21 protein-coding genes are annotated in these 23,269 nt (G+C 64.8%); 10 read left to right on the plus strand and 11 right to left on the minus strand.

The genetic code is table 11. The features are described 5' to 3' along the window. Positions 1–63: 63 nt before the first annotated feature. The 4 genes from hutI to hutU are packed head-to-tail and all read left to right on the plus strand — an operon-like array spanning position 64 to position 5,340. On the plus strand, positions 64–1,287 hold the full coding sequence (gene hutI / locus RTY46_RS10665; protein WP_312708285.1) for an imidazolonepropionase: 1,224 nt from the start codon (positions 64–66) through the stop codon (positions 1,285–1,287). Beyond that, on the plus strand, positions 1,284–2,825 hold the full coding sequence (gene hutH, locus RTY46_RS10670) for a histidine ammonia-lyase (RefSeq protein ID WP_312708287.1): 1,542 nt from the start codon (positions 1,284–1,286) through the stop codon (positions 2,823–2,825). Before hutI ends, hutH begins: the two co-directional genes overlap by 4 nt. Continuing rightward, positions 2,822–3,676 (plus strand): N-formylglutamate deformylase, encoded by an 855-nt coding sequence (gene hutG / locus RTY46_RS10675; RefSeq protein WP_312708289.1) that lies wholly within the window; start codon positions 2,822–2,824, stop codon positions 3,674–3,676. The genes hutH and hutG overlap by 4 nt, the downstream gene beginning before the upstream one ends. After that, positions 3,673–5,340: a urocanate hydratase gene (hutU, locus tag RTY46_RS10680; RefSeq protein ID WP_312708290.1), complete on the plus strand. Its 1,668-nt coding sequence runs from the start codon at positions 3,673–3,675 to the stop codon at positions 5,338–5,340. Before hutG ends, hutU begins: the two co-directional genes overlap by 4 nt. Before the next feature lie 75 nt (positions 5,341–5,415). On the opposite strand, the gene RTY46_RS10685 is transcribed toward hutU, so the two are convergent. After that, positions 5,416–6,009, minus strand: coding sequence for an Imm30 family immunity protein (locus tag RTY46_RS10685; protein WP_312708291.1), 594 nt, complete (start codon positions 6,007–6,009; stop codon positions 5,416–5,418). Positions 6,010–6,117: 108 nt separating this feature from the next. Here RTY46_RS10685 and RTY46_RS10690 point away from each other — a divergent pair, with 108 nt between their 5' ends. The 4 genes from RTY46_RS10690 (at position 6,118) to RTY46_RS10705 (ending at position 12,509) form a co-directional block, all read left to right on the plus strand. After that, entirely contained in the window at positions 6,118–7,668 is a 1,551-nt protein-coding gene (locus tag RTY46_RS10690; protein WP_312708292.1) for a serine hydrolase domain-containing protein, read from the plus strand. After that, positions 7,661–9,295 carry an AAA family ATPase gene (locus RTY46_RS10695; protein WP_312708294.1) on the plus strand — a complete coding sequence of 545 codons (1,635 nt, stop codon included), beginning with the start codon at positions 7,661–7,663 and terminating at the stop codon, positions 9,293–9,295. The genes RTY46_RS10690 and RTY46_RS10695 overlap by 8 nt, the downstream gene beginning before the upstream one ends. A 1-nt stretch (position 9,296) precedes the next feature. Beyond that, positions 9,297–10,169, plus strand: a complete 873-nt coding sequence (locus tag RTY46_RS10700; RefSeq protein WP_312708295.1) for a hypothetical protein — start codon at positions 9,297–9,299, stop codon at positions 10,167–10,169. 231 nt (positions 10,170–10,400) lie between these two features. After that, a complete protein-coding gene (locus RTY46_RS10705) occupies positions 10,401–12,509 on the plus strand; it encodes a TonB-dependent receptor (RefSeq protein WP_312708296.1) in 2,109 nt (702 codons plus the stop codon). 39 nt (positions 12,510–12,548) lie between these two features. Here RTY46_RS10705 and RTY46_RS10710 read toward each other — a convergent pair whose 3' ends face one another. The 3 genes from RTY46_RS10710 to RTY46_RS10720 are packed head-to-tail and all read right to left on the minus strand — an operon-like array spanning position 12,549 to position 14,292. Next, complete coding sequence (locus tag RTY46_RS10710; RefSeq protein ID WP_312708297.1) at positions 12,549–13,070, minus strand: hypothetical protein; 522 nt, start codon at positions 13,068–13,070, stop codon at positions 12,549–12,551. 30 nt (positions 13,071–13,100) lie between these two features. Continuing rightward, positions 13,101–13,988 (minus strand): hypothetical protein, encoded by an 888-nt coding sequence (locus RTY46_RS10715; RefSeq protein ID WP_312708298.1) that lies wholly within the window; start codon positions 13,986–13,988, stop codon positions 13,101–13,103. 37 nt (positions 13,989–14,025) lie between these two features. After that, complete coding sequence (locus tag RTY46_RS10720; protein WP_312708300.1) at positions 14,026–14,292, minus strand: hypothetical protein; 267 nt, start codon at positions 14,290–14,292, stop codon at positions 14,026–14,028. A gap of 128 nt (positions 14,293–14,420) precedes the next feature. Between RTY46_RS10720 and RTY46_RS10725 the strand changes: the two genes are divergently transcribed. Continuing rightward, positions 14,421–14,729: a hypothetical protein gene (locus RTY46_RS10725; protein ID WP_312708301.1), complete on the plus strand. Its 309-nt coding sequence runs from the start codon at positions 14,421–14,423 to the stop codon at positions 14,727–14,729. 24 nt (positions 14,730–14,753) lie between these two features. On the opposite strand, the gene RTY46_RS10730 is transcribed toward RTY46_RS10725, so the two are convergent. Then, complete coding sequence (locus tag RTY46_RS10730) at positions 14,754–15,329, minus strand: TetR/AcrR family transcriptional regulator (protein WP_312708302.1); 576 nt, start codon at positions 15,327–15,329, stop codon at positions 14,754–14,756. A gap of 69 nt (positions 15,330–15,398) precedes the next feature. Between RTY46_RS10730 and RTY46_RS10735 the strand changes: the two genes are divergently transcribed. Next, the gene (locus RTY46_RS10735) at positions 15,399–15,944 is read left to right on the plus strand and encodes a thioesterase family protein (RefSeq protein WP_312708304.1); all 546 of its coding nucleotides are present in this window, start codon (positions 15,399–15,401) and stop codon (positions 15,942–15,944) included. A gap of 8 nt (positions 15,945–15,952) precedes the next feature. On the opposite strand, the gene RTY46_RS10740 is transcribed toward RTY46_RS10735, so the two are convergent. The 6 genes from RTY46_RS10740 to RTY46_RS10765 all read right to left on the minus strand — a co-directional run. Beyond that, the gene (locus tag RTY46_RS10740; protein WP_312708306.1) at positions 15,953–16,420 is read right to left on the minus strand and encodes a hypothetical protein; all 468 of its coding nucleotides are present in this window, start codon (positions 16,418–16,420) and stop codon (positions 15,953–15,955) included. Between the two features lie 15 nt (positions 16,421–16,435). After that, positions 16,436–17,188: an SGNH/GDSL hydrolase family protein gene (locus tag RTY46_RS10745; RefSeq protein WP_312708307.1), complete on the minus strand. Its 753-nt coding sequence runs from the start codon at positions 17,186–17,188 to the stop codon at positions 16,436–16,438. A 176-nt stretch (positions 17,189–17,364) separates the two neighbouring features. Continuing rightward, entirely contained in the window at positions 17,365–19,752 is a 2,388-nt protein-coding gene (locus RTY46_RS10750) for a GH92 family glycosyl hydrolase (RefSeq protein WP_312708308.1), read from the minus strand. 283 nt (positions 19,753–20,035) lie between these two features. After that, positions 20,036–20,230: a hypothetical protein gene (locus tag RTY46_RS10755; protein WP_312708310.1), complete on the minus strand. Its 195-nt coding sequence runs from the start codon at positions 20,228–20,230 to the stop codon at positions 20,036–20,038. Between the two features lie 127 nt (positions 20,231–20,357). Beyond that, a complete protein-coding gene (locus RTY46_RS10760; RefSeq protein ID WP_312708311.1) occupies positions 20,358–22,820 on the minus strand; it encodes a prolyl oligopeptidase family serine peptidase in 2,463 nt (820 codons plus the stop codon). 182 nt (positions 22,821–23,002) lie between these two features. Next, on the minus strand, positions 23,003–23,269 hold a 267-nt coding region (locus RTY46_RS10765; protein ID WP_312708312.1), incomplete at its 5' end, for a hypothetical protein.

A 23,269-nucleotide genomic window follows, 5' to 3' on the forward strand; every position in this document is an offset into this window, starting at 1 on the left:
GGACAACCCGAAAGGGACGCTTATATTGTATAGACATATAAGCACAGCCGCGTACTGGATGCCATGCACGTCGACACCCTCTGGTCCAATGTCCACCTGATGACCCTCGATGGCGAGGGCCTGGGGATCATCCGCGATGGCGTGCTGGCCTGCGCCGACGGCCGCATCGCGCACATCGGCCCGGCCGGCAGCGATGCCCACCTGCGCCCGACCACGCGTTTCGATGGTGAGGGCCGCTGGATCTCGCCCGGGCTGGTCGACTGCCACACGCACCTGGTCTACGCCGGCAACCGCGCCAACGAATTCGAGCAGCGCCTGCAGGGCGTCAGCTATGCGGATATCGCACGGGCCGGTGGCGGCATCGTTTCCACCGTGCGCGCCACCCGTGCCGCCTCGCCGCAGCAGCTGGCCCGCGAAAGCCGTCCGCGCCTGCTGGCCATGCGCGCCGAGGGCGTGACCACGGTGGAGATCAAATCCGGCTACGGCCTGACCCTGGACGACGAGCGCAAGCAGCTGCAGGTGGCGCGCGCACTGGGCGAGGAATGCCGGGTGAACGTGGTGCCGACCTTCCTCGGCGCGCATGCGGTGCCGCCGGGCCGCCAGGCGCAGGAGTACACCGACGAGGTGTGCAACGTGATGATTCCGGCCATCGCCGCCGAGGGCCTGGCCGAAGCCGTGGACGTGTTCTGCGAGAACATCGCGTTCTCGCCCGCGCAGGCACGGCAGGTCTTTGAAGCCGCGCGCGCGAACGGGCTGGCGGTGAAGATCCACGCCGAACAGATGAGCAACCAGCATGGCGCCGAACTGGCCGCCGGCTTCGGTGCACTGTCGGCCGACCACATCGAACATCTTGACGATGCCGGCGTTGCTGCAATGGCCGCTGCCGGCACCGTGGCCGTGCTGCTGCCCGGCGCGTTCTACTTCACCCGCGATACCACCCTGCCGCCGATTGCCGCGCTGCGTGCGGCCGGCGTGCCGCTGGCCCTGGCCACCGACAGCAACCCAGGCACCTCGCCGCTGACCAGCCCGCTGCTGGCGATGAACATGGGCGCCACCCTGTTCCGCCTGACCGTGGACGAATGCATCGCCGGCTTCACCCGTGAAGCGGCGCGCGCACTGGGCCGCAGCGAACGCATCGGCCGCCTGGCGGTGGGCATGGACTGCGACCTGGCGATCTGGGACATCGACGCACCGGCCGACCTGGTCTATCGCATGGGATTCAACCCGCTGCACGCGCGCGTGGTGCGCGGGCAGCCCGACCTGCCTGCTTCCTGGAGCAACACATGAGCAACACCCTGGTTCTTCGCCCCGGCCATGTCACCCTCGCCCAGTGGCGGCAGGTCTACCGCGGCGCGCCGCTTGCACTGGACCCGGCCGCGCTGCCGGTGGTGCGCGCCAGCGCCGCCGCGGTGGCCGCCATCGTCGCCAAGGGCGCGCCGGTGTATGGCATCAACACCGGCTTCGGCAAGCTGGCCAGCGTGCGCATCGAGCGCGAAGACCTGGCCACCCTGCAGCGGAACATCGTGCTCTCGCACGCCGCTGGCGTGGGCGAGCCGATGCCGGCCAGCGTGGTGCGGCTGATGATGGCGCTGAAGCTGGTCAGCCTCGCCCAAGGTGCCTCTGGCGTGCGCGAGGAAACCCTGCTGCTGCTGGAAGCAATGCTGGTCAACGGCGTGCTGCCGGTGGTGCCGGCGCAGGGCTCGGTGGGTGCGTCGGGCGATCTGGCCCCGCTCTCGCACCTGGCCAGCGTGATGCTGGGCGTGGGCGAGGCCTTTGTCGGCGATGCGCGTCTGCCGGCCATGGACGCCCTGGCACGTGCCGGCCTGCAGCCGGTGGAACTGGGCGCGAAGGAAGGCCTGGCCCTGCTCAACGGCACCCAGTTCTCCACCGCTTACGCGCTGGCCGGGCTGTTCGAGATCGAGACCGTGTTCCAGGCCGCGCTGGTCACCGGGGCGTTGTCGGTAGAAGCGGCCAAGGGTTCGGATACGCCGTTCGATCCGCGCATCCACGCCATCCGTGGCCAGCGCGGGCAGATCGCTACCGCCGCGACCCTGCGCACACTGATGCAGGGCTCGGACATCCGCGAATCGCACCGCGACAACGATGTGCGCGTGCAGGACCCGTACTGCCTGCGCTGCCAGCCGCAGGTGATGGGCGCGGCGCTGGACATCCTGCGCCAGGCCGCGACCACGCTGGAAATCGAAGCCAACGGTGTCTCCGACAATCCGCTGGTGTTCACCGATACCGGCGAAGCGCTGTCCGGCGGCAACTTCCACGCCGAGCCGGTGGCCTTCGCCGCCGACATGCTGGCGATGGCGGTGTGCGAGATCGGCTCGATCAGCGAGCGCCGCCTGGCCATGCTGGTGGACCCGGCGCTGTCCGGCCTGCCCGCCTTCCTGACCCCGCGCCCCGGTTTGAATTCCGGCTTCATGATTCCGCAGGTGACCGCCGCCGCGCTGGTCTCTGAAAACAAGCAGCGCGCCTACCCGGCCAGCGTTGATTCGATCCCGACCTCGGCCAACCAGGAAGACCATGTCTCGATGGCCGCGCACGGTGCACGCCGCCTGATGCAGATGGCCGAGAACGCGGCCAACGTGATCGGCATCGAGCTGCTGGCCGCCGCCCAGGGCTGCGATTTCCACGCGCCGCTGCGCTCCAGCGCCGCGCTGGAAGCCGTGCGCACCACCCTGCGCGCGCACGTGCCCACGCTGGAAGAGGATCGCTACTTCCACCCGGACATGGTGGCCGCCACCGATCTGGTGCGCAGCGGTGCGTTGGTAAAGGGCCTGGCCGACGTCTTGCCGACCGTGGAGCCGCAGGCATGAGTGCCCGCCCCGACTGGCTGACGGTGCACGAAGGCGATGCCCCGTTGATCGTCAGCTTCCCGCACACCGGCAGTGAACTGCCACACGAACTGTTGCGCGACTACCACTCGCCCTGGCTGGCGCGCCGCGATGCCGACTGGTGGGTGCACGACCTGTACGACTTCGTGCGCGGCATGGGCGCGACCACGGTGCGTTCGGCCATCTCGCGTTCGGTGATCGACCTCAACCGCGATCCCAGCGGTGTTTCGCTGTACCCGGGCCAGAACACCACCGGCCTGTGTCCGCTGACCACCTTCGACAACCAGCCGCTGTACCACGCCGGCCGCGAGCCGGATGAGACGGAGATCGCGCGCCGCCGCGACACGTATTTTGCGCCCTATCACGATGCGCTGGCGGCGCAGATCGCACGGCTGCGCCAGCGTCACGGCACGGTGGTGGTGTATGACGCGCATTCGATCCGCTCGCATATTCCGCACCTGTTCGACGGCGAACTGCCGCAGTTCAACCTGGGCACGGCCGGCCCATCCGGTGCACCGGACACCTCCTGCGATAACGCACTGAGCGATGTGGTGGAGAACCTGCTGAAAATCAGCGGCATGAGCCAGGTGCGCAACGGTCGCTTCAAGGGCGGCTGGATCACCCGCCACTACAGCGACATCGCCGGTGGCGTGCATTCGCTGCAGATGGAGCTGGCCTGCCGCGGCTACATGCACGAGCCCCTGCCCGACCAGGTGGACGAGCACAGCTGGCCCACCCCACTGGACCCCGACCACGCCGCACCGCTGCGCCGCACCCTGGCGCAGGTGCTCACTGCCTGCCTTGAATTCGCTACGAACCGGAGCGCCGCATGACCCGCAACGACCCCAGCCGCACCATCACCGCGCCGACCGGCACCACGCTGAATGCCAAGAGCTGGCTGACCGAAGCGCCGCTGCGCATGCTGATGAACAACCTGCACCCGGACGTGGCCGAGCGGCCGCAGGAGCTGGTGGTGTACGGCGGCATCGGCCGCGCCGCGCGCGATTGGGAAAGCTTCGATGCCATCGTCGAAACGCTCAAGCGGCTGGACGATGACCAGACCCTGCTGGTGCAGTCGGGCAAGCCGGTGGGCGTGTTCCGCACCCACGCCGATGCGCCGCGCGTGCTGATCGCCAATTCCAACCTGGTGCCGCGCTGGGCCAACTGGGACCACTTCAACGAGCTGGATAAGAAGGGCCTGGCCATGTACGGCCAGATGACCGCCGGCAGCTGGATCTACATCGGCGCGCAGGGCATCGTGCAGGGCACCTACGAGACCTTCGTGGAAATGGGCCGCCAGCACTTCGGTGGCGACCTGACCGGCAAGTGGCTGTTCACCGGTGGCTTGGGCGGCATGGGTGGCGCACAGCCGCTGGCCGCAGTGATGGCCGGCGCCTCGTGCCTGGCCGTCGAGTGCCGCAAGAGCAGCATCGACATGCGCCTGCGCACCGGCTACCTGGACACCTGGACCGACAACCTGGACGAAGCGCTGCGCCTGATCGAGGAGTCGTGCAAGGCCGGCACCCCGAAGTCGGTGGGCCTGCTGGGCAATGTGGCCGATGTGCTGGCCGAACTGCTGGAGCGCGGCATCAAGCCGGACCTGCTGACCGACCAGACCTCCGCGCACGACCCGGTGAACGGCTACCTGCCGCAGGGCTGGACCGTCGAGCAGTGGGACGACAAGCGTGTCTCCGCGCCGAAGGACGTGGAGAAGGCCGCGCGTGCCTCGATGGCCAACCACATCCGCGCCATGCTCGGCTTCCACGCACTGGGCGTGCCGACCGTGGACTACGGCAACAACCTGCGGCAGATGGCGCTGGAAGAAGGCGTGGAGAACGCGTTCGACTTCCCCGGTTTCGTGCCGGCCTATATCCGCCCGCTGTTCTGCCGCGGCATCGGCCCGTTCCGCTGGGCCGCGCTGAGCGGCGACCCGGAAGACATCGCCAAGACCGATGCCAAGGTGAAGGAACTGATTCCGGACAACCCGCACCTGCATCGCTGGCTGGACATGGCCGCCGAGAAGATCAAGTTCCAGGGCCTGCCCGCACGTATCTGCTGGGTGGGCCTGGGCGACCGCGATCGTCTGGGGCTGGCCTTCAACGAGATGGTGGCCAACGGCGAACTGAAGGCACCGGTGGTGATCGGCCGCGACCATCTGGACAGCGGCAGCGTGGCCTCGCCGAACCGCGAGACCGAAGCGATGGCCGATGGTTCCGATGCTGTGTCCGACTGGCCTCTGCTGAACGCCCTGCTCAACACCGCCAGCGGCGCGACCTGGGTGTCGCTGCACCACGGTGGCGGCGTGGGCATGGGCTTCTCGCAGCACGCCGGCATGGTGATCGTCTGCGACGGTACCGAAGCGGCGGCCAAGCGGATTGGCCGCGTGCTGTGGAACGACCCGGCCACCGGGGTGATGCGCCATGCCGATGCCGGGTATGACATCGCGGTGGAGTGCGCGAAGGAGAAGGGACTGGATCTGCCAGGGACTCTGCGCTGATCGAGCGGCGCCGGGCATGGCCCGGCACTACCTTCAACGTGTGGTAGAGCCGGCCGCTGGCCGGCATTCGCATCGCTACATCAGCGCCGAAGCAACCAACGATGCCTTCGCGCGGACACTGTCCGACGCATCACGCTTCAGCGCTTCGATCAAGGACACGACTTCTGCTGCGCCTTCGGTTGAGGCCTCGTTCTTCAGGCAGGCAATCAACCTGTCTCGGTCTGGATCACTGTTCACCAGTCTGTAGATGAACGTCCTCAACCATTCTGGTGCCACGGTACGCATGTACGGAGCTGATCGGACAAGCGCAGAAACCATCCTGTCGCCGTCACTGTGCTCGACAAGATGAAGAAGCCCCCACATGACTTCCTCATGCGGAGTGTCATCGGCGAATATCGAGAAGAGGACACCCAGCTCGCGACTGGAGAACTCCAGGTCTGACAGCGCCTGAACCGCCTCGTCAAAAACCGCGACCTCTTCTGACGTGAGCATTTTCGAAGCACGCAACAGCTCGTCCAGAAGTTGGCTCTTGATCAAAGCGTCGTTGGTGGCATCCGGCACTGCCTGCACCTGTCCATTAATGGCGTGACATTCGATTGTACGCGAGAGCCGGGATAATACTGGTACTGGACTGAAACGCGGCTGGGCGTCGATCGGATCGATGCTCAAGCCAGCGCCTGGGGCTTTGCCGCATACGCGTCCATGTGGGCACACACCCTATTGACCCAGTGCACGCCGCTGACCAACATGCGCCATCACCGCTGACGGAACGCCGCGATGTACCGCACGCTTGCTGCCGCATTGCTCTGCGCCCTCTTCTCGGCTTCAAGCGCTTCGGCGCGAGAGTCCTCCGGCGACCTCCCCAGCCAGCTCGACACCCAACTGCAGGTCAACCGCGAGCGCTACGGCATCGCCGGCCAGGCCGTGCTGGTCGCCCAGAACGGCCACCTGCTCTACCTGGGCGCCAGCGGTGAACGCGACCCGGCCACCCATGCAGTGGCCACCGTCGACAGCATCTTCGCCGCGCAGTCGATGGCCAAGCTGCTGACCAGCACGCTGGTGATGCAGCTGGTCGATCAGGGCACGCTGGATCTCGACGCACCCGCAAGCCGCTATGTCCCCAATCTGCCCACCGCCTGGCAGGCGATTCCCGTGCGCGATTTCCTCAACCACAGCTCGGGCATCGCCGAGTACTACGACCGCGTGGACAACCGCTGGGTGAGCAAGGGCTACCCCGGCGTTGCCCCGGATCTTGCCGCTGCACTGAAGGTGGCCGGCGCGGCGCCGATGCAGTTCGCGACCGGCAGCCGTGTGCAGTACACCCAGGCCAACTATCTGGTGCTGACGGCGCTGCTGGAAGCGCACTACCGCAGGCCCTATCCGGATATCGCCCGCGAACGCATTCTCCGGCCGCTGAAGATGCGCAGTACTTCGTGGGGGATGGACAGCGTGCCGGCAGCACGCGCGGCAGTGCCGTATACCGGCAAGGACGGCGCGTTGCAGACGGCCGATGAAGATCCGTGGCCGCGCTACGGCTGGGGCCATGCGGACCTGCAGACCACCGCGGGCGACATGAACCGCTTCCTGCAGGCGCTGGCCACGGGGAAACTGGTACGTACAGCGACGTTGGAAAAGCTCTGGCAGCCGCAGAAGCTCGCCAACGGCGGCAGCAATTTCTTCTCCACCGGCTGGGACACCACGCGCAGCGATGGCTACACCCAGGTCGGCCATGACGGTGGCACCCGCGTGCGGGCCCGGCTGGCCTACAAAGGCAGTCTGGCCAACGGTTACTGGGTGTTCGTGTACTTGACCAATGGCAGCGCGCGCAATGTGTGGTCCAGCACCCTGGTGGAAAGCACGATGGCGGTGGCTGCACCGCAGGACTTCGCGCATGCCCTGCTGTCCGAGCGGTTGATCGCCTATGCGTCGGATGAGGCCGCCGGCGCGGCGCAGACGATGCGGGACTGGTTGCAGGACAACAACCGCATCACCGGCAGCGAACGCGAGCGCGCCATCAACGCCAGCGGCTACGCGATCCGCGAGAGCCTGGGTGCGGGCAAGGCGCTGAAAGTATTCGCCCTCAACACCGATCTGTACCCGGATTCGGCCAATGCCTGGGACAGCCTGGCCGAGTGCCATTCGGCGCTGGGGCATGCCGAGATCGCCAAGGCCATGTACGGGAAAGCGTCGCAACCTGCCGAGCAATCGAAAAATCTGAAACCTGTCGACTTTTCCATACCACAGAAATGGACGAAAATTTACAGCAACCGACCCGCCATCCAATCAATGCCGCCGACTCAATCAACTAAGGATATAGCCATTGAATAGCGTCAGAAAAACCATCCCAACCTGCATTTTCGCAAGAGACGCATCCGCGGCCAAGAGATTGCCATTCGGTTCGTCAGTAATTTTTCCGTCAAACGATGACTGGAATGATTACGGATATCAACTCAGAGCAAAAATTGCGCTGAAAATAGACGATGCAACCACCGTAGTTGCCGACATACTAATCGGATTCTACGAAGAAGATGCAAAAGAAGATAACGGACGAATCCGCCTTATCCAATTGATTGGATCCTCGAAAAAGACAATCGAAGCCAACCTCCATAAATTCTTCATCATGCTCCCTTCGATTCAAAGCTACCGAGATCTAGCATCATCAATCAAGCCGCCCGCACTCAAGAAAATACTAATAAATGCAAACGAACTTGCAACACTAAAACACTTCAAACCAACATCGAAAATCATTCCAAAAGCAACCAAGGAGCGCGTCTTCAACCTTGGATTTCTTCGGGATTCAGAGGTTCACTTCGCCCTCCACAACGCAGGATCGATAATTCAAGGGCTTTCCAACGAGAAAACAGTTCGACCCGCCACGCAATGGAGACTCAACTTCAACCTCGATAAAAAGCACTTGCAATATGAATTTGACATAAACTTCAACCATGAATCCGAACTCCCTCGACGCATCGCTGTAATCATTGGAAAGAACGGCGTAGGAAAGTCACAATCCCTCAATGCAATATGCAGAAGCCTTCTTAGCAGAGAAAATCATTTGCGAGAGTCGGAGTCGGGCGACCGCCCCCAGATCAGTCGCCTAATTGCTTTTGCATCGACTATAGAATCAATTTCAACCTTCCCTGCCGAGAGGCGAACCCAGCGAACCTGGTACAAGCGACATCATATTGGCTCTGCATCCAAGCAGAAAGTGGGCTCAAGGCTACCGGAAACAATCCTCAGGATATCTCAGTCCGAACAATCAATTGCGAGTCGCAGCAGGCTCTCAATATTCAACGACTCACTTTCTGCGATACGTGACCATGAACAACTCGCACTTGTACGCACCGATGGCGGCATACCAGTTAGAATTTCGGAGATAAAGAGCGGAACCAGCATTCGAAACCTAGAACAACAGGCCTCCATCGACCCACAAAAAGACCCCGTACGCGTAGTGAACGGAAAAGCAACAAAACTCAGCAGCGGCGAGCTCTCATTTATAAATTTCTCAGCCCTTGCCTGTGAGTCCATTGAGAATGGCTCACTAATCCTTCTTGATGAACCAGAAACCCACCTCCATCCTAATTTCATCAGTGAATTCGCAGCATTACTGGATCGCATTCTCGAGCTAACAGGCTCTTCCGCAATCATTGCAACACATTCATCCTACTTCGTTCGGGAAGTTTTCAAAGAACAAGTGTCGGTCATTGAAAAAGATGAAGACGGGAAGATTCAAGTACTCAAGCCTCGACTCAGGACATTTGGTGCCGACGTAGGAGCAATTTCAAGATTTGTATTTGGCGAAAACTCCAATTCGAGCATATCGAAAAGAGTAAAGAGAAGAATTCTAAATTCCAACAATTCCTGGGAATCTATATACGAGACCTACAAGGATGAACTCTCACTCGAGACGCTGGGGGAAATACACGAATTGATCTTGAACAAGGAGTCGACCTGAGATGCGCCACTTGAATGCCTGGAAAATAAACGATCACATGCTTATAAGATCACTAGCGCGAAATAAAGAGGTTTCGAGCCACCCCCACCTGAAGCCGGAAGCAGCAGCAATTTCAATAGCCTACATGACATATTTGGCCTCGAGCGGAAACGCACAATCCATAGAACCAACTGGCATTGGCAAAGCCGCAACCAAATATCTTCACACACACTACAAACACCCACCAGCCTCTCATAAATTTATCAAAAAACTAAGAGATGATAATGCTGCGATGACTTGCACCATGTGCGGATCACCGAACTGCGGAACGCTCGATCACGTTCTACCAAAAGCCATATATCCAGAGTTCAGCCTGTTTTCTGCAAACCTAGTTCCCGCCTGCCTCTGCAATAACAAGCGGAATAACATCTATAGAGGAAAGGCGGGTGAGCGGGTCCTCCACCCCTATTTCGATGATTTCATGAATGAGAGACTGGTAACTTGCAGATTCCGCGACCATGACAGAGCACCGTCCATTGAAATAGTGAATAATCTTGCGGCGTCGGATGAAAATTTCGCAGCGGTCGAATTTCACATTAACAATGTCGTAAAGAAAAGCGCAATAATTGGATCATTACGTAGAGATTGGGGAACACTCGCGAGAAAGCCAAGTCTAATAAACTCCAACCTTGGAACCACCCCCGCATCAAAAGTTCATTTAGCCAGAATACTATCTGAAGAGCTATATAAATCAGATGACCGTCAAGAGAGCAAGAATAGCTGGCTTTCCATATTTGTATCCGGCCTACTTGAGGACGTAACGCTCGATTGGCTATTTAGCAGGCTAACTGCCCCGGGCAGGCGTGACGACGACCCTCTGATCGAAAAAATATGAAATACATAATTCTTTTGATGCTTCGTCGAGAATTCCACGCATCTAATGTCGAGTGGTGGGCGACTGTTGGCCAATTGCTCTTACTTTACTCGCGCGGGGCATAGGGGGGCGCCGTCACTGAAAACTCAGTACCCGATTAGTCAGCACCTTCCCCATACGCCGCCGATGGGTGACGTACCGCCTGCAACCTGTTAACTTGCGCACCACTTTCGTGGTTTACAGACTGTCCGCATGTCGCTCCCGTCTTACCGCCCTATCCCGTCGCTGCTGTTCCTGGCCGTCTCCCTCGGCCTTGCCACCACCGTCCACGCCGCCCCGCAGGCCACCACCCTGGATGCCGTGCAGGTCACTGCCGCCGATGCCAGCGCGCAGGCGCGCGCGGCGCTCAAGCGCGTGCCCGGCGCCAGCAATGTCATCGACGTCGCGAAGACCGACAGCCGCCTGTCCAGCAGCGCCGATGTGCTGGCCTACCAGCCGGGCATCAGCGCGCAGTCGCCGGGCAACGAAGGCACCAAGGTGTCGATCCGCGGGTCAGGCATCAACCGCGGGCCCGGCGCGCACGCCTCGGGCATTGCCGTTTCGCTCGATGGCCTGCCGCTGACCGGCGCGGGCGGCACGCCCTACGAACTGCTGGAACCGTTGTGGCTGTCGCGGGTGGAAGTGCTGCGCGGCGCCAACGGCTTCGAGCGCGGAGCGCTGGCACTGGGCGGTGCGATCGACTATGTCAGCCGCAGCGGCCGCGATTCGGCCGGTGTGCAGCTGCACTACGAAGCCGGCAGCCGCGGCTACCAGAAGCGCGGGATCAGCTGGGGCGGTGTCACTGGCGACGTCGATTACTTCCTGGCCTACACCGACAGCGAGTTCGACGGCTACCAGCGCCACGCGCGCGGCGACGGCAAGGGCGCGATGGCCAACATCGGCTGGAAGATCAGCCCTGACCTGCAGACGCGCTTCTTCGTGCGCTACCGCGAGACCAATCACGAAACGCCCGGGCGCCTGACCCGCGACCAGATCCGCAACGACCCGCGCGCGGCCAACCCGGCCAACCTCGCAATCGATGCGCGCCGTCCGCAGCCGGGCAGCACCTGGATCGGCAACATGACCACGCTGCAGATCGACGAAGATTCCTCGCTGCAGGCCGGGCTGGTCTACCACAAGTACCCGATGGACCTGGGCGAGAGCCTGTACCGCCAGCAGCTGGACTACGCCGACCTCAACGCCACGCTGGACTACCGCCGCCGCCATCCGCTGTTCGGACTGGACAGCGAAACCACCGTCGGCCTGCGCGTGACCCACGATCTGGATGCCAACGTGCGCGAGTCGCTGCGCTTTGCCAGCAACGGCTATGCGGCCGGCACGCACACGCGTGACTTCCGCCATCTCGGCACCCAGAGCACGCTGCATATCGGCAACAACCTGGCCGTGACTGATCGCCTGCGCGTGCAGACCGGCTTTGCCCTGATCAACACCCGCAGCGATGTGCAGGTGACCTGGCCCAGCAGTGGTGGCCGCGTGCGCGACCACGACTGGGACTACGCGCCACGCCTGGGCTTCACCTGGCAGCACAGCGCGCAGACGCAGTGGTTCGGCAACCTGAGCCGTTCGGTGGAAGCGCCGCACCCGTGGTCGATGATCTGGGGTTCGAACCAGTACTTCGCTGCGGGCAACGGGCCGTCCACCGGCCGCCAGCGCAGCCCGGTGCCGATGCAGAACCAGACCGCCACCACGCTGGAACTGGGCGCGCGCGGTGACGCCGCACTGGGGCGCTGGGAGCTGACCGGCTACTACGCGCACGTGAACCACGAGCTGCTGACGGTGGAACTGCAGCCGGTACCGAACCTGTTCATTGCCGAGAACAATGCCGGCCCCACTGTGCACCGCGGCATCGAAGCCGGCCTGGACAGCACCCTGTGGCAGGGCGTACCGGGCCGGCTGTCGCTGCGCCAGGCCTACACCTTCAGCGATTTCCGCTACCGCCACGATGCACGCTTCGGCAGCAACCGCCTGCCCGGCCTGCCGCAGCACAGCTACCAGGCTGAACTGCGTTTCGATCACGCCTCGGGTTTGTACGCGGCGCTGAATACCGAATACGCCTCGCGCATCGCGGTGGACTATGCCAACAGCTACTGGGCCGACAGCCACGTGATCTTCGGCAGCCGCATTGGCTATGACGCCCCCGGTGGCCGCTGGCAGGCCTGGGCCGAAGTGCGCAACATCGGGGACCGCCATTACGCGGCAACGGTCACGCCCGGCTATGACGACGCCGGCAAGGATGTAGCCCGCTCGACGCCGGGCGAAGGCCGTGGCGTGTACGCGGGCATGCGCTGGCGCTTCGACTGAGAACCCGCACGCAATCGCCGGGCATTGCCCGGCGCTGCCTCAAGCGATGCGCCAGCGTGGCAGGCGCTCGCTGCGCTTCCAGATGAGCGGCGCCGCGGCGATCAACAGCAGGGCCATCAGCCAGCGCGGCGAGGTGGTCAGCAGCCCGTTGACCCACCCGGCTTCGACCACCGGCGGCACCTCCTGCCAGGGGCTGTAGCCCAGGTAGAGCACGCTGCCGGCGCGCCACACGAACACCAGGCCCATGGCCGCCAGGAACAGGGCCGTGCTGCGGCAGGTCCAGCGCTGCGAGGGCGTTCCCCACTCACGGGACACGGCCACCAGCATGCCGATGATCAGCGCGGCCATCACGGCCACCAGGGCGATATCCACCTTGCGCCCGATACGTTCGTAGCTGCAGGCACGGCATTTCGCCTCTTCGCTGGCGGTCGCCGCTTCGGTGGCTGGCACCGCGGCGGGAGGCGATGACTGTGCCAGGCCGGTGAACGGCAGCAGCAGCGCCAGAACCACCCCCAACGCCCATCGAAGCCAGAGGCTGTTGCTGCGCATTGCGATATCCATGTCGCGTCTCCTTCCTGTCAATTGATCTGTTCACCACGTGTAGGGCCATGTGCCAGGGCTGCTGCGCACGCCGCCGCCCCTGTCCTCCCGCTCAAACACCCAGCGGCCGTCCTCACGGTGCAGCAGGAACTTTTCCCGGAGACCAAATCCATCAAAGCAGCTGCCACTGACCACCGAAATCATCGCCCACTGCCCGTCGAGACTGAACACCGGGCGTGAGAGCGACACGATCTGCAACTGCTGTTGAGTCACGTCCCGGTTGCAGCCCGGCCCGCGCGCCACCTTCATCTTCTGCAGTTGTTGCTGGGTCATCCGCTGCACACCCACCAGTGCCTGCTCGGGTACGCGCGAACGCCGCGCATTGGCGGCGCCCTGCGCAGCCTCCAGCTCCTGCCGCAGCCGGAACAGCGCCGCACCTTCATCATCGGGGAAACGGGCCAGAGGAGCATCATCCTGGCAATCGGTCATCGCGGGGCGCTGCCTGCAGAAAGGCAGCGTCCACTCCATCACCCTGGCCCAGGAAGGCGCTGGGGTATCCAGCGTGGGCTGTCGCGGTGGCCGCCAGCGCCCGACATTCTTCACCGCAGCCGCGGTGTCGGAGGGCGTGGTCATGTCCGCCGATGGCGCTGAAACTGCTGCCTCCACACGCGGCACGGGCCGGGGCGGCAAGGTTGCGGCCTCTTCCATCGACAACGCCCTCACGATCAGAGGCGGCGGGGCCATCGGCGGAAAGGGTGGACGCACCTGGCGGATAGCCAGCGCCATCACCTCGGCCTGCATCTGCGCAGTGCCCAGCACAACGGGCCTTGAACCGATCCGCACCGCTGGCGCCTGCCACACGCGCTCGACCAGCAGCGCAACCACCAGCATGCCCACAACCCAGCACACGATGCGCTTGTAGATGATGCGTGCGTGCATGTTCCTCCCTGCTTCGTCCTGGAACCGTAGCGCCACGCTACGGCGCGCGCGCCACCTGGATCAGCGTGACCACATCGGGCGCCAGCTTCTGCGCCAGCCAACCCAGTGCGGTCAAGGCGTTGTCCCCTTGTAGACGGCCTCGATGCGATGACCGTCCCAGAGTGTCTTCATCATCGATCAGGCCGTAGCCGATTGCCTCGTCGTTATCGAACACGCGGCGAAAGCCGAGCGCCGCCAGAGCGGCATCATGGAAATGCGCGGCGGCATCCAGATCGCGGACACCCAGGGAGAGATGGTGCAGCATGCGGACATCCTTGCCGGGCACGCGGTGGCGGTGATGGCCGATTCTAACCGCGAAACATGTGGCTGCGGCATGGCGCTGGCGCCGCGGGGCCGCTATCGTGGCCGCCCGGACACAGGACGTTGCACGGCATGCAGGCCCGCCAGTTCACCCGCCCCCTCGCCTTCATTCTCTTCGTGCCGATGATCGGCCTCGCCGGCTGGGGATCGTGGGCAGCCACCTACTGTTTCAGCGACGGCTGCCTGGGGGTCATCCTGCTCTGGATGGCGGCATTGGCTGCCCTTGTCGTACAGGCCCTGCTGGTGCTGCCGCTGCATGCCTGGGCGCTGAAACGGCAAGGCCTGCCGGCCTCGGTCAGCTACCTGTGCTGGCTGGCGGCATCGATCGTTTCGGTGGTGGTTCCGGTACTGCTCGGCTGGCTGTACATGCTGTTCAAGTAGCGCCCTGTTCAACCCTCCGACGGCTCAGCCTGCGCGCGCCGCCTTCAGCAGGTGCTCTGTCACCTGATCGAACGGGGCGATGTCCTGCAGCGCGCGGCTCATCGCTACCGCACCTTCCACGCTGGCGATGACCAGGCTGGCCAGGCCGGCCGCCTGTTCCGGCGCATGACCGTCGCCGATGAAGGCCTGGGCCAGATGGCCCTGCCAGCGCGCGAACACCCCGGCCGCCGCTGCGCGGGGTTGGCTGGAAACCGCCTCTACGGGCTCTTCAACCGCTGCGGCCAGCACCGGGCAGCCAGCGCGGAACTGCGAGCGCAGCAGGCGCTCGCGCCACATGGCCAGGAATCGCTCCAGGCCAGGGACGGCGCCGTCACGCAGCAACTCCAGCAGCAGCGCCTCCACCCTGTCGCCCGCCATGGTGGTGGCTTTGGCCAGCAGTTCCTGCTTGCCGCCCGGGAAATGGTGATAGGTCGACCCCAGCGGCGCATCGGCCAGCTTGGTCACCTCACGGATGCTGGTGGCATTGAGCCCTACCCGCGCCAGCATCTGCGCCGCCGCGTCGATGACACGCTGTGGGGCATCGCTCGCTCGTGGGCTCATGCTGCGCTCCTTGCTAGGACAGTCGTCATAGATTAGCGTAACGCCGATTCTATAACAGTCGTCATAACCATGAATCTCTGGTTCCGCCTGCTTCATCTGCTGTTGTGCAGCCTGTTCCGCCCGCGCCTGGAGGCCCCGTTCGGAGTTTCCCGCCTGCAGTTGCGCGTGCTGCCCAACGATCTGGACAGCAACCTGCATATGACCAATGGCCGCTACTGGAACATCTTCGACCTGGGCCGGCTGGATCTGATCCTGCGCATGGGCCTGGGCAAGGTGGCGCTGCGTGAGAAATGGGCCCCCATCGTCGGTGCCGGCACCATCCAGTTCCGCCGCGAACTGCGGCCATTCCAGCGCTACACGTTGGAAACACGACTGGCCGGCTGGGTCGGCACGCGGGTGATCATGGAACAGCGCGTGCTGATCGGGCCGGAGCAGAAGGTCGCCACCCGCGCGCTGCTGGTCACCGGCATCTACGACCGCCGCGCGCGCAGCTTCGTGGGCATGGAGCGGATGATGGCGGCCATTGGCAGCGATACGCCGCCCTCGCCGGCCCTGAGTACAGCCGCCGAAGCACTGCTGGCCGCCGATGCGGCGCTTAAACGCGACGAAGACTGAGCGGTAGCCTAGAGCGCCTTTCTGAGCACATCCTGCAGGCGGCGCTTGTGTGAATCGACCGCCTTCCAGTTCCAGTCGCACACCGGAGGGACTTCCAGCGCGCCGCGCTCGCGGGCCAGTGCGGCCCGCTCGGTCAGGGCCTGCACTCTCGCGCTGACGTTCGCATCGATGGCCATCGGCAGCAGGATCGAGATCAGTCCCCAGCCGGACACCGTGACGCGCGCGGATTCACCGCGCCCCGTGTCGAAGGGCCGTGTACGCACGCTGCCCCCCATGTCCGCATAGTGCACGCCGATCAGCAGCATGCCGCCAGATACCCACTGCAACGCCCTGCCGTGCTCGCACAGGTCCTCGGCGGAATCGTAGCGGCGCGGCTGTTCGCCGGCGCTTGAATACAGTTCAGTGACCAGCACCGGGCTGCGCTTGAACACGGCGCGCGCCACGGTCTCGATGACCTTGTTGGACACTGTCGCCATCGTCAGCGCATGCACTCAGGGTGCGGCACGCGGTGTGGTTGCCAGCGCACGCTTGATGGCGCGCTCGGCCAGCGGGGCCATCACGGCATAGCCTTGTGCGGTGGGGTGCACGCCATCGGCCGCCAATGCCGGATCCAGTCCCCCCGCTGCATTGGCCATGGCCGAGTAATAGTCCAGATACACCAGCCCCTGCGCGTCGGCGTACTGCTTGAGCGCTGCGTTCAGAGCGCGCACCTTGGTCGCCGGCGCGATGCCGGGCATCCAGGGATACTCGCTCACCGGCAGCACCGAGGACAGCACCACGGCAATGCCGTGGGCACGCGCCAGGTCCACCATCGCATACAGGTTGTCCTCGATCATCGCCTGCGTGCTGGGCCCGGTATTGCCCGCAATATCGTTGGTTCCGGCCAGGATGACCACCACATCCGGCTGCAGCGCAATGACATCCTGGCTGAAGCGCAGCACCATCTGCGGCGTGGTCTGCCCGCTGATACCGCGGTTGAGATAGCCCTTGCCGGGGAAGAACGCCGCAGGATCCTTTTCGCCCCAGCCCTGGGTGATGGAATCGCCGAAGAACAGCACGCGCGGCACGCCGGCCTGCTTGGCGGGCAGGCGCGCGTTGGCTTCACGGTAGCGGCCCAGATCGGGCCAGTCGGCAAGGCGCTGCTGCATGAAGCGCACCTCATCCGGGCCGACCTGGTCCACGGGCTTCACCAGCAATGGGTTGATCGCCACGGGTGGCTGCGCCTGTGCGCAGGTGGCGCTCATTGCGAGGGCCACTGCGGAGGCGCAGCAGCGCGCGCGTAGAAACTGGATCATGGTTGTTCCCGGAGGCTCCGGCTGCCGATTGCCTGTTGCACGGTGAGGCTAGCACGGTTGGGCAGCGCATCATCCACGCATGGCGCGGATCTACCGCGTACTGGCTCATTCACGCCTGGCATGGATCAGCGGGGGCCGTGCGAGGGCGGGACGTCCTGGGCGCCCCACTGCTCGTTCTTCGTGGTACCGAGCTCGAAGTCGAGGGTGCCGCCGCGCTGCACGAAGCTGGCCGGCAGCCAGCTCGCAGTGCTGGCCCTGCCATCCACCTGCAGCGACTGCACGTACGGCGCATCCATCGCTGCGCCGCGTGCACGCACCACGATCTTCGCGCCCGGGCGGGTGATCACCGCTTCGGTGAACAGCGGGCTGCCGATCACCAGGTCCGCGCGGCCCGGGTACACCGGGTACAGGCCCAGCGCCGACCACACGTACCACGAGGACATCTGGCCGAGGTCATCATTGCCAGGCATGCCTTCCGGCGTGTTGGTCCAGATCTGCCGCATCGCCTGGCGCACGGTTTCCTGGGTCTTCCATGGCTGGCCGAGGAAGTTGTACAGCCACGGCGCGGCGATGGACGGTTCATTGTCCAGTTCGGCGTGCAGCGGGCCGGACTTGGTCACGGCCCATGTACCGTCGGGTTTGCGGAAGAACGCATCGAGCCGCGCGATGCTGGCTTCGCGGCCACCCAATGCTGCAAACAGACCGGCGGGGTCGAACGGCACCATCCACAGGTACTGCGCGCCACTGCCTTCGACGAACCCGTCATCTGCGGCTGGATCGAACGCCGGCCAGCTGCCATCGGCGTTGCGCGGCTGGATGTAGCCCTGCTGCGCGGTGGCCTTCGGGTTGTAGAGATTGCGCCACCAGCCGGAGCGCTCACGGAACTGCTTTGCTCCCTGCGCATCGCCGGCGGCCAGGGCCAGCTCGGACAGGCCGAAATCGGCGCTGACCATTTCCAGCGTGTCGGCTGCACTGCCCCAGCCCGGCGCGCCTTCCGGCATGTACTTCAGGGCAAGCCACTGGTCCAGGCCCGGGCGCTGGCCCACGCACAGCACCGGGCAACCGCGCTTGTCGAGGTCACGTGGAGTGGGCACGGTGGCCGCTTTCTTCAGCGAGGCGTAGGCGCGCTGCAGGTCGAAGCTGTGGCCGCCAAAGGCATGGATGGCCGCCACCGACGGCGGCGACGGATCGCCGTTCATCACGCCGGTGGCGCCGGTGATGTGGGTCCAGCGGTCCCAGACGCCGCCATTCTGGTCGGCCTGGTTGAGCAGCGACTGCGCAACGTCCGAACCGACCTGCGGCTGCAGCAGGGTGAGCAGCTGCAGCTGCGAGCGGTATACATCCCAGCCCGAGTAGTTGGCGTACTGCGCCTGCTGCCGCTTGGCCAGCGCGTGCACCCTGCCGTCCATGCCGCGGTAACGGCCATCGCCATCGCTGTGCAGGTTGGGCGCCAGCATGGCGTGGTACAGCGCGGTGTAGAACACGGTGCGCTCGTCGGACGTGCCGCCCTGCACCCGCACCTGCCCCAGCAGTTCGTTCCACTTTGCGCGGGTGGCGGCCTGGGTGGCGGCCACCGTGGTGCCCTGCGGACTCTCGCGGCGCAGGTTGGCCCGCGCCCCGGCCTCATCCACGTAGGAAATGCCAATGCGTGCGGTCACCACCGGCGTGCGCCTGGCATCGAAACTGATCCAGCCGCCCGCGCCCTTGCCTGCCGGTGGGTGGCCCTTGCTGCCATAGGTGGTGCCACCGCCGCCCTCGCGCGCGCCGGCCTGCACGCTGTCGTCGCGCCAGGTGCCCCCCACGTCGAACGGCTGGTCGAACTCGGCGACGAAATGCAGGGTGTAGTAACTCTCGCGGCGGTCCTCGGCGAGGTAGCCACAGAAATTGCCGCTGGTGACCGACCCGCGCACGGTACGCGTGGCCGGGTCGATGATGATGGTCGAATCGCTGCTGCCCACTTCGCTGTCGGACGTGCGGAACAGCAGGTTGGCCGGCTTGTCGGCCGGGAACTGGAACTGACCGACCGCGGTGCGCGCCGTGGCTGCCAGGCTCACGGCCACGCCGTTGTCGAGGGTGAGCGTGTAGGCGCCGGGGCTGGCGCTTTCCTTCGCGTGGTCCAGCAGGCTGGTGTAGCGCACGCCGGCATCGGCCGAAGACGGCGACAGCTCGACTGGCAGGGTTACCGGCATCAACGGAATATCGCCGCTGGCACCGGTGCAGCCGGTGCCGTTGACGTGGGTCAGACTGAAACCACGCACGCCGTTGCTGCGCCACTCGTAGCCACCGGGCGCGGCAATCGGGAAGCGCTTGCCCGGCAATGCGGTCATTTCCGGGCTGAAGGCCACCATGCCGAAGGGCACCGTCGGCCCCGGGTAGACGTTGCCGGCGTTGGTGGTGCCGATGAACGGATTGACCTCGGCGGCCAGGTCCTGCGCGGGCGCCCTGGCGGCCAGCAGCGGCAGCGGGCACAGGGTCAGCACAGCCGAAGCAACGGCCAGCAACGAACGTGACATCGACAACTCCAGTGGAAGTAGGCACGCACGTGCCTTGAACCACCGAGGGTAGTACGCGCCGAAGCGCCCTGCGACGGGCCGTAGGTCATGGTTGGCGGTACCCGGTCACGATCGCGGCCGTCCGGCCGCGCGCCCATCAGTACAGCGTGCCCAGCCTGAACAACGGCAGGTAGGCGGCAAACATGGCGAGCGGAGTTGCCAGCATCACCGCCACGCTCCCGATCAACGCCGACAGCCGCGCACGTCCTGCCACCCAGGCAGCAACCACCAGCGGCGGCCCCAGCTAGGCCAGCCCGTAACTGCTGGCAAACAGCTGGGTGATCAGCGGCAGCGGCTGGCCCGCTTCGGCGAACTGCGAAACGAACTGAGGCAGCGCAAACCGGCCCAGTGCGGTGCAGCCCACGGCGGCGGTGCCGCTGGACAACAGGCCGATCAGCAGCCATCCCCATCCCGAGCGTTCCCGTACAAGCTTTCTCATGAGCATCCGTGGTGAACAGCGCAGTCGAGCATGGCTCGACTCTACAAGAAGGGCCGCCCTGGGGCGGCCCTGTTTACGGCAGTCGAGCATGGCTCGACTCTACAAAGGCAGTCGAGCAGGCTCGCCGTTATTTCGCGTTCTTCACGTAGGTGTCGAACCAGTTCAGCATTTCCGACACCAGCTGCTCGTTCGATTCCAGCGCGGTGTACCAGTGCGGTTCGTTCGGCAGCATCACCAGGCGGGTGGTGCCGCCATTGCCGCGGATCGCCTGGTACAGCTTGCGCGACTGGAACGGCTCGGTACCCGGGTTGGCATCGTCTTCGCCATGGACCAGCAGCAGCGGCAGCTTGATCTTGTCGGCGTAGAAGAACGGCGAGGCTTTCAGGTACACGTCCTGTGCCTGCCACACCGAGCGACGCTCGTTCTGGAAGCCGAACGGGGTAAAGGTCTTGTTGTACGAGCCGCTGGTCGCCACGCCCGCCTTGAACAGGTTTGTGTGGGCGATCAGGTTGGCCGTCATCAGGCCGCCGTGGCTGTGGCCGGTCACGCCGATACGGTTGCGGTCGACCACGCCCATGTCCACCGCCTTGTCCACCGCCGCCTTGGCGTCGGCTTCCAGCTGCTCCAGGTAGGTGTCATAGGCGGTCTTAGGATCGCCGACGATCGGGAACGAGGCATTGTCGATGATCGCGTAACCGGCCAGCAGCATCAGCCGGTACGGCTGCAGGCGGGTGAAGGTCTGCTGTGAACCCGACACCTGGCCCGCCTGCGCGGCGTTGGCGAAGTCGGCCGGGTACGCGTACAGGATCGCCGGCACGCGCTGGCCTTCCTTGTAGCCCGGCGGGGTGTACAGGGTGAAGGACAGATCCACGCCGTCGGCGCGCTTGTAGGTCACCAGCTGCTTCTTGATCTGCCGAACTTCCGGGGTCGGGTCGACCAGCTTGGTCAGCGCGGTGGCGGTGGACGCGAACTGCGCCTCGCCATCCTTCGCTGCGGCAACCGCCTCGCCCTGCTGGCGCACGAACGCGTTCGGCGGGTCCATCACCGACTGGTGCCAGGTCAGGTAGCGCCCGGGCGTGTTGGTGAAGCCGAGGAACTGCTCGTAGGCATCGGCATCGCTGCGGAACAGACGCTCGCTCTTCAGCGAGCCCAGGTCCAGGCGGTCCAGGAACGGGCGGTCACCCTGCGGCGAAGCCCCCTGCCCGCGCAGGAACACAAAATTGCCGTCCTGGCGTACCACGGCGGCACCGTTGGGCAGACGCTTGAACACCAGGTTGCCGGGATCGCCGTACAGCTCATCGCTGGACATGTCCCACAGCAGTCGGCCCTCCTTCTTCGGCTGGTCAACATCGACGATGCGGGTCTGCACCCAGTGCCGGTTCTCGTCGTTCTCGAACAGGAACGACACCGCCGGGTCGGCCGACCAGGCCAGGCCCTCAAACCGCTGCGCGGTACGGGCGATCTCCACCGGCTTGCCGTTGAAGGGTGCCTTCAGCATCAGCACGCGGTCGCGGTGCGGCACGCTCACCTTCCAGTCACCCTTGTCCAGCGCTTCGGCGTAGACCAGGGTGGCCGGATCGGTCGAGCGCCAGTCGAAACCGCGCGGGCCTTCGGGCACGCCGTGCACTGGCACGCGGTCGGCCAGCGGCAGGCTGGCGATGGCCGTGCTCTTGCCACTGGTGATGTCCAGCACCGCCACATCGTTGGCGAAGCGCTGGTAGGTGACCGCATGCGAGAACGGCGGCTTGATCGATTCGGTCAGCACGTGCACGCCATCGGGTGCGGCGCTGACATCGTTGAAGATGGCGGCGCTGCCCACCGGGCGCACCTGGCCGCTGGCGGTGTCGACCACGGCCAGCTGCGAAGCCCCGTAGTACGCGAACAGCTTTTCATCGTGCACGCTGGTCAGCGTATCGCGGGCTTCATAGGTACTGCTCTCACCGCTGCTGCCCAGCGATTCCTGTGCATCCGGGCCGGTCGGCACGCCGCCGTTGGACGGCGCGGCGCCCTGGTTGGCCGGCACCAGCTTCACCAGCAGGCTGTTGCTGCCCCCCAGCCACTGCACGGTGCTGCCGAAGATCGGATTCAACTGCACGCCCGGCATCTGCTTGACCTGACCGGTGGCGGCATCGCCCACCCATAGCTGCACGCTGTCGGCCACCGCATTCTGGAACGCGAAGTGCCTGCCGTCGGCCGACCACTGCGCGCCACCGGCGCAGCCCTGCGGCAGCGTCACCGGGGTGGTCTTGCCGCTGGCAATCTCGACCACGCTGAAGTCGGCCACGCAGGCCGGAATGCCGTAACCACCGGGGGTGTCATGGCGGCTGCGGTTCTTCGGCTCCAGGCGCACCCCGGCCAGCTTCAGGTACGGCTGGGCCACGCGGGCGATCGACGGATAGGTCTGCGCGGTGGTCAGCAGCAGGCGCTGGCCGCTGGGGTCCACGCTGGGAACCGGCGGCGGCGGCGCCTTCAGCACCTTGAGCAGTTGTTCCGGCGGCTTTGCGTAATCGGCAAGTGCCGGGCCCGCGGCCAACAGGCCGAAGCAAGCAACGGCGACGGCCGCTGCCAGAGAGGTGCGATGGATGAGCATCCTTGATCCCTTGGGGTGTGATTGGACACCCGCCAGAGTGCGGGCATCGGCCGAATCTAGCACCCCTTCCCTGCCCGTCCATGGGCCGGAAGCAATGCACGCCGGGCATCGCCCGGCGCTACCACGGGCGTCGGCAACCTCCGGTAGCGCCGGGCCATGCCCGGCGAAAGACAATCGGTGTTCTACTGCTGGGCGTGCAGATCCCAGGTGGTCAGGTAATCGGGGTCGATCACGATGGCGCCCCCGGTGCGAAGCTGGTACTCGCCCGGCTCGGCGGGCCGGTACTGGTCCAGCATCGGCGGCAGATAGTGTTCGTGGCCATCGTCCTCGTCGGCCAGCACCACCCCCTCTTCGGCGCTGATGCGCAGCACGGTGCCTGAATACTGCTGCTGATCGCGCATCTGGCCATCCCCGCCATAACGGGTGATGCCGACCAGCACCACTTTGCC

Origin of the sequence: Stenotrophomonas sp., assembly GCF_032056425.1 — a bacterium.
Lineage (GTDB): Bacteria > Pseudomonadota > Gammaproteobacteria > Xanthomonadales > Xanthomonadaceae > Stenotrophomonas.

Bases quoted from the DNA above. Each gene is read 5' to 3' on its own strand.
- RTY46_RS10760 (WP_312708311.1), bottom strand. From the start codon at position 22,820: ATGCTCATCCATCGCACCTCTCTGGCAGCGGCCGTCGCCGTTGCTTGC.
- hutI (WP_312708285.1), top strand. From the start codon at position 64: ATGCACGTCGACACCCTCTGGTCCAATGTCCACCTGATGACCCTCGAT.
- RTY46_RS10690 (WP_312708292.1), top strand. From the start codon at position 6,118: ATGTACCGCACGCTTGCTGCCGCATTGCTCTGCGCCCTCTTCTCGGCT.
- hutG (WP_312708289.1), top strand. From the start codon at position 2,822: ATGAGTGCCCGCCCCGACTGGCTGACGGTGCACGAAGGCGATGCCCCG.
- RTY46_RS10705 (WP_312708296.1), top strand. From the start codon at position 10,401: ATGTCGCTCCCGTCTTACCGCCCTATCCCGTCGCTGCTGTTCCTGGCC.
- RTY46_RS10755 (WP_312708310.1), bottom strand. From the start codon at position 20,230: ATGAGAAAGCTTGTACGGGAACGCTCGGGATGGGGATGGCTGCTGATC.
- hutH (WP_312708287.1), top strand. From the start codon at position 1,284: ATGAGCAACACCCTGGTTCTTCGCCCCGGCCATGTCACCCTCGCCCAG.
- RTY46_RS10700 (WP_312708295.1), top strand. From the start codon at position 9,297: ATGCGCCACTTGAATGCCTGGAAAATAAACGATCACATGCTTATAAGA.
- RTY46_RS10735 (WP_312708304.1), top strand. From the start codon at position 15,399: ATGAATCTCTGGTTCCGCCTGCTTCATCTGCTGTTGTGCAGCCTGTTC.
- RTY46_RS10725 (WP_312708301.1), top strand. From the start codon at position 14,421: ATGCAGGCCCGCCAGTTCACCCGCCCCCTCGCCTTCATTCTCTTCGTG.
- RTY46_RS10730 (WP_312708302.1), bottom strand. From the start codon at position 15,329: ATGAGCCCACGAGCGAGCGATGCCCCACAGCGTGTCATCGACGCGGCG.
- RTY46_RS10745 (WP_312708307.1), bottom strand. From the start codon at position 17,188: ATGAGCGCCACCTGCGCACAGGCGCAGCCACCCGTGGCGATCAACCCA.
- hutU (WP_312708290.1), top strand. From the start codon at position 3,673: ATGACCCGCAACGACCCCAGCCGCACCATCACCGCGCCGACCGGCACC.
- RTY46_RS10715 (WP_312708298.1), bottom strand. From the start codon at position 13,988: ATGCACGCACGCATCATCTACAAGCGCATCGTGTGCTGGGTTGTGGGC.
- RTY46_RS10710 (WP_312708297.1), bottom strand. From the start codon at position 13,070: ATGGATATCGCAATGCGCAGCAACAGCCTCTGGCTTCGATGGGCGTTG.
- RTY46_RS10740 (WP_312708306.1), bottom strand. From the start codon at position 16,420: ATGGCGACAGTGTCCAACAAGGTCATCGAGACCGTGGCGCGCGCCGTG.
- RTY46_RS10750 (WP_312708308.1), bottom strand. From the start codon at position 19,752: ATGTCACGTTCGTTGCTGGCCGTTGCTTCGGCTGTGCTGACCCTGTGC.
- RTY46_RS10720 (WP_312708300.1), bottom strand. From the start codon at position 14,292: ATGCTGCACCATCTCTCCCTGGGTGTCCGCGATCTGGATGCCGCCGCG.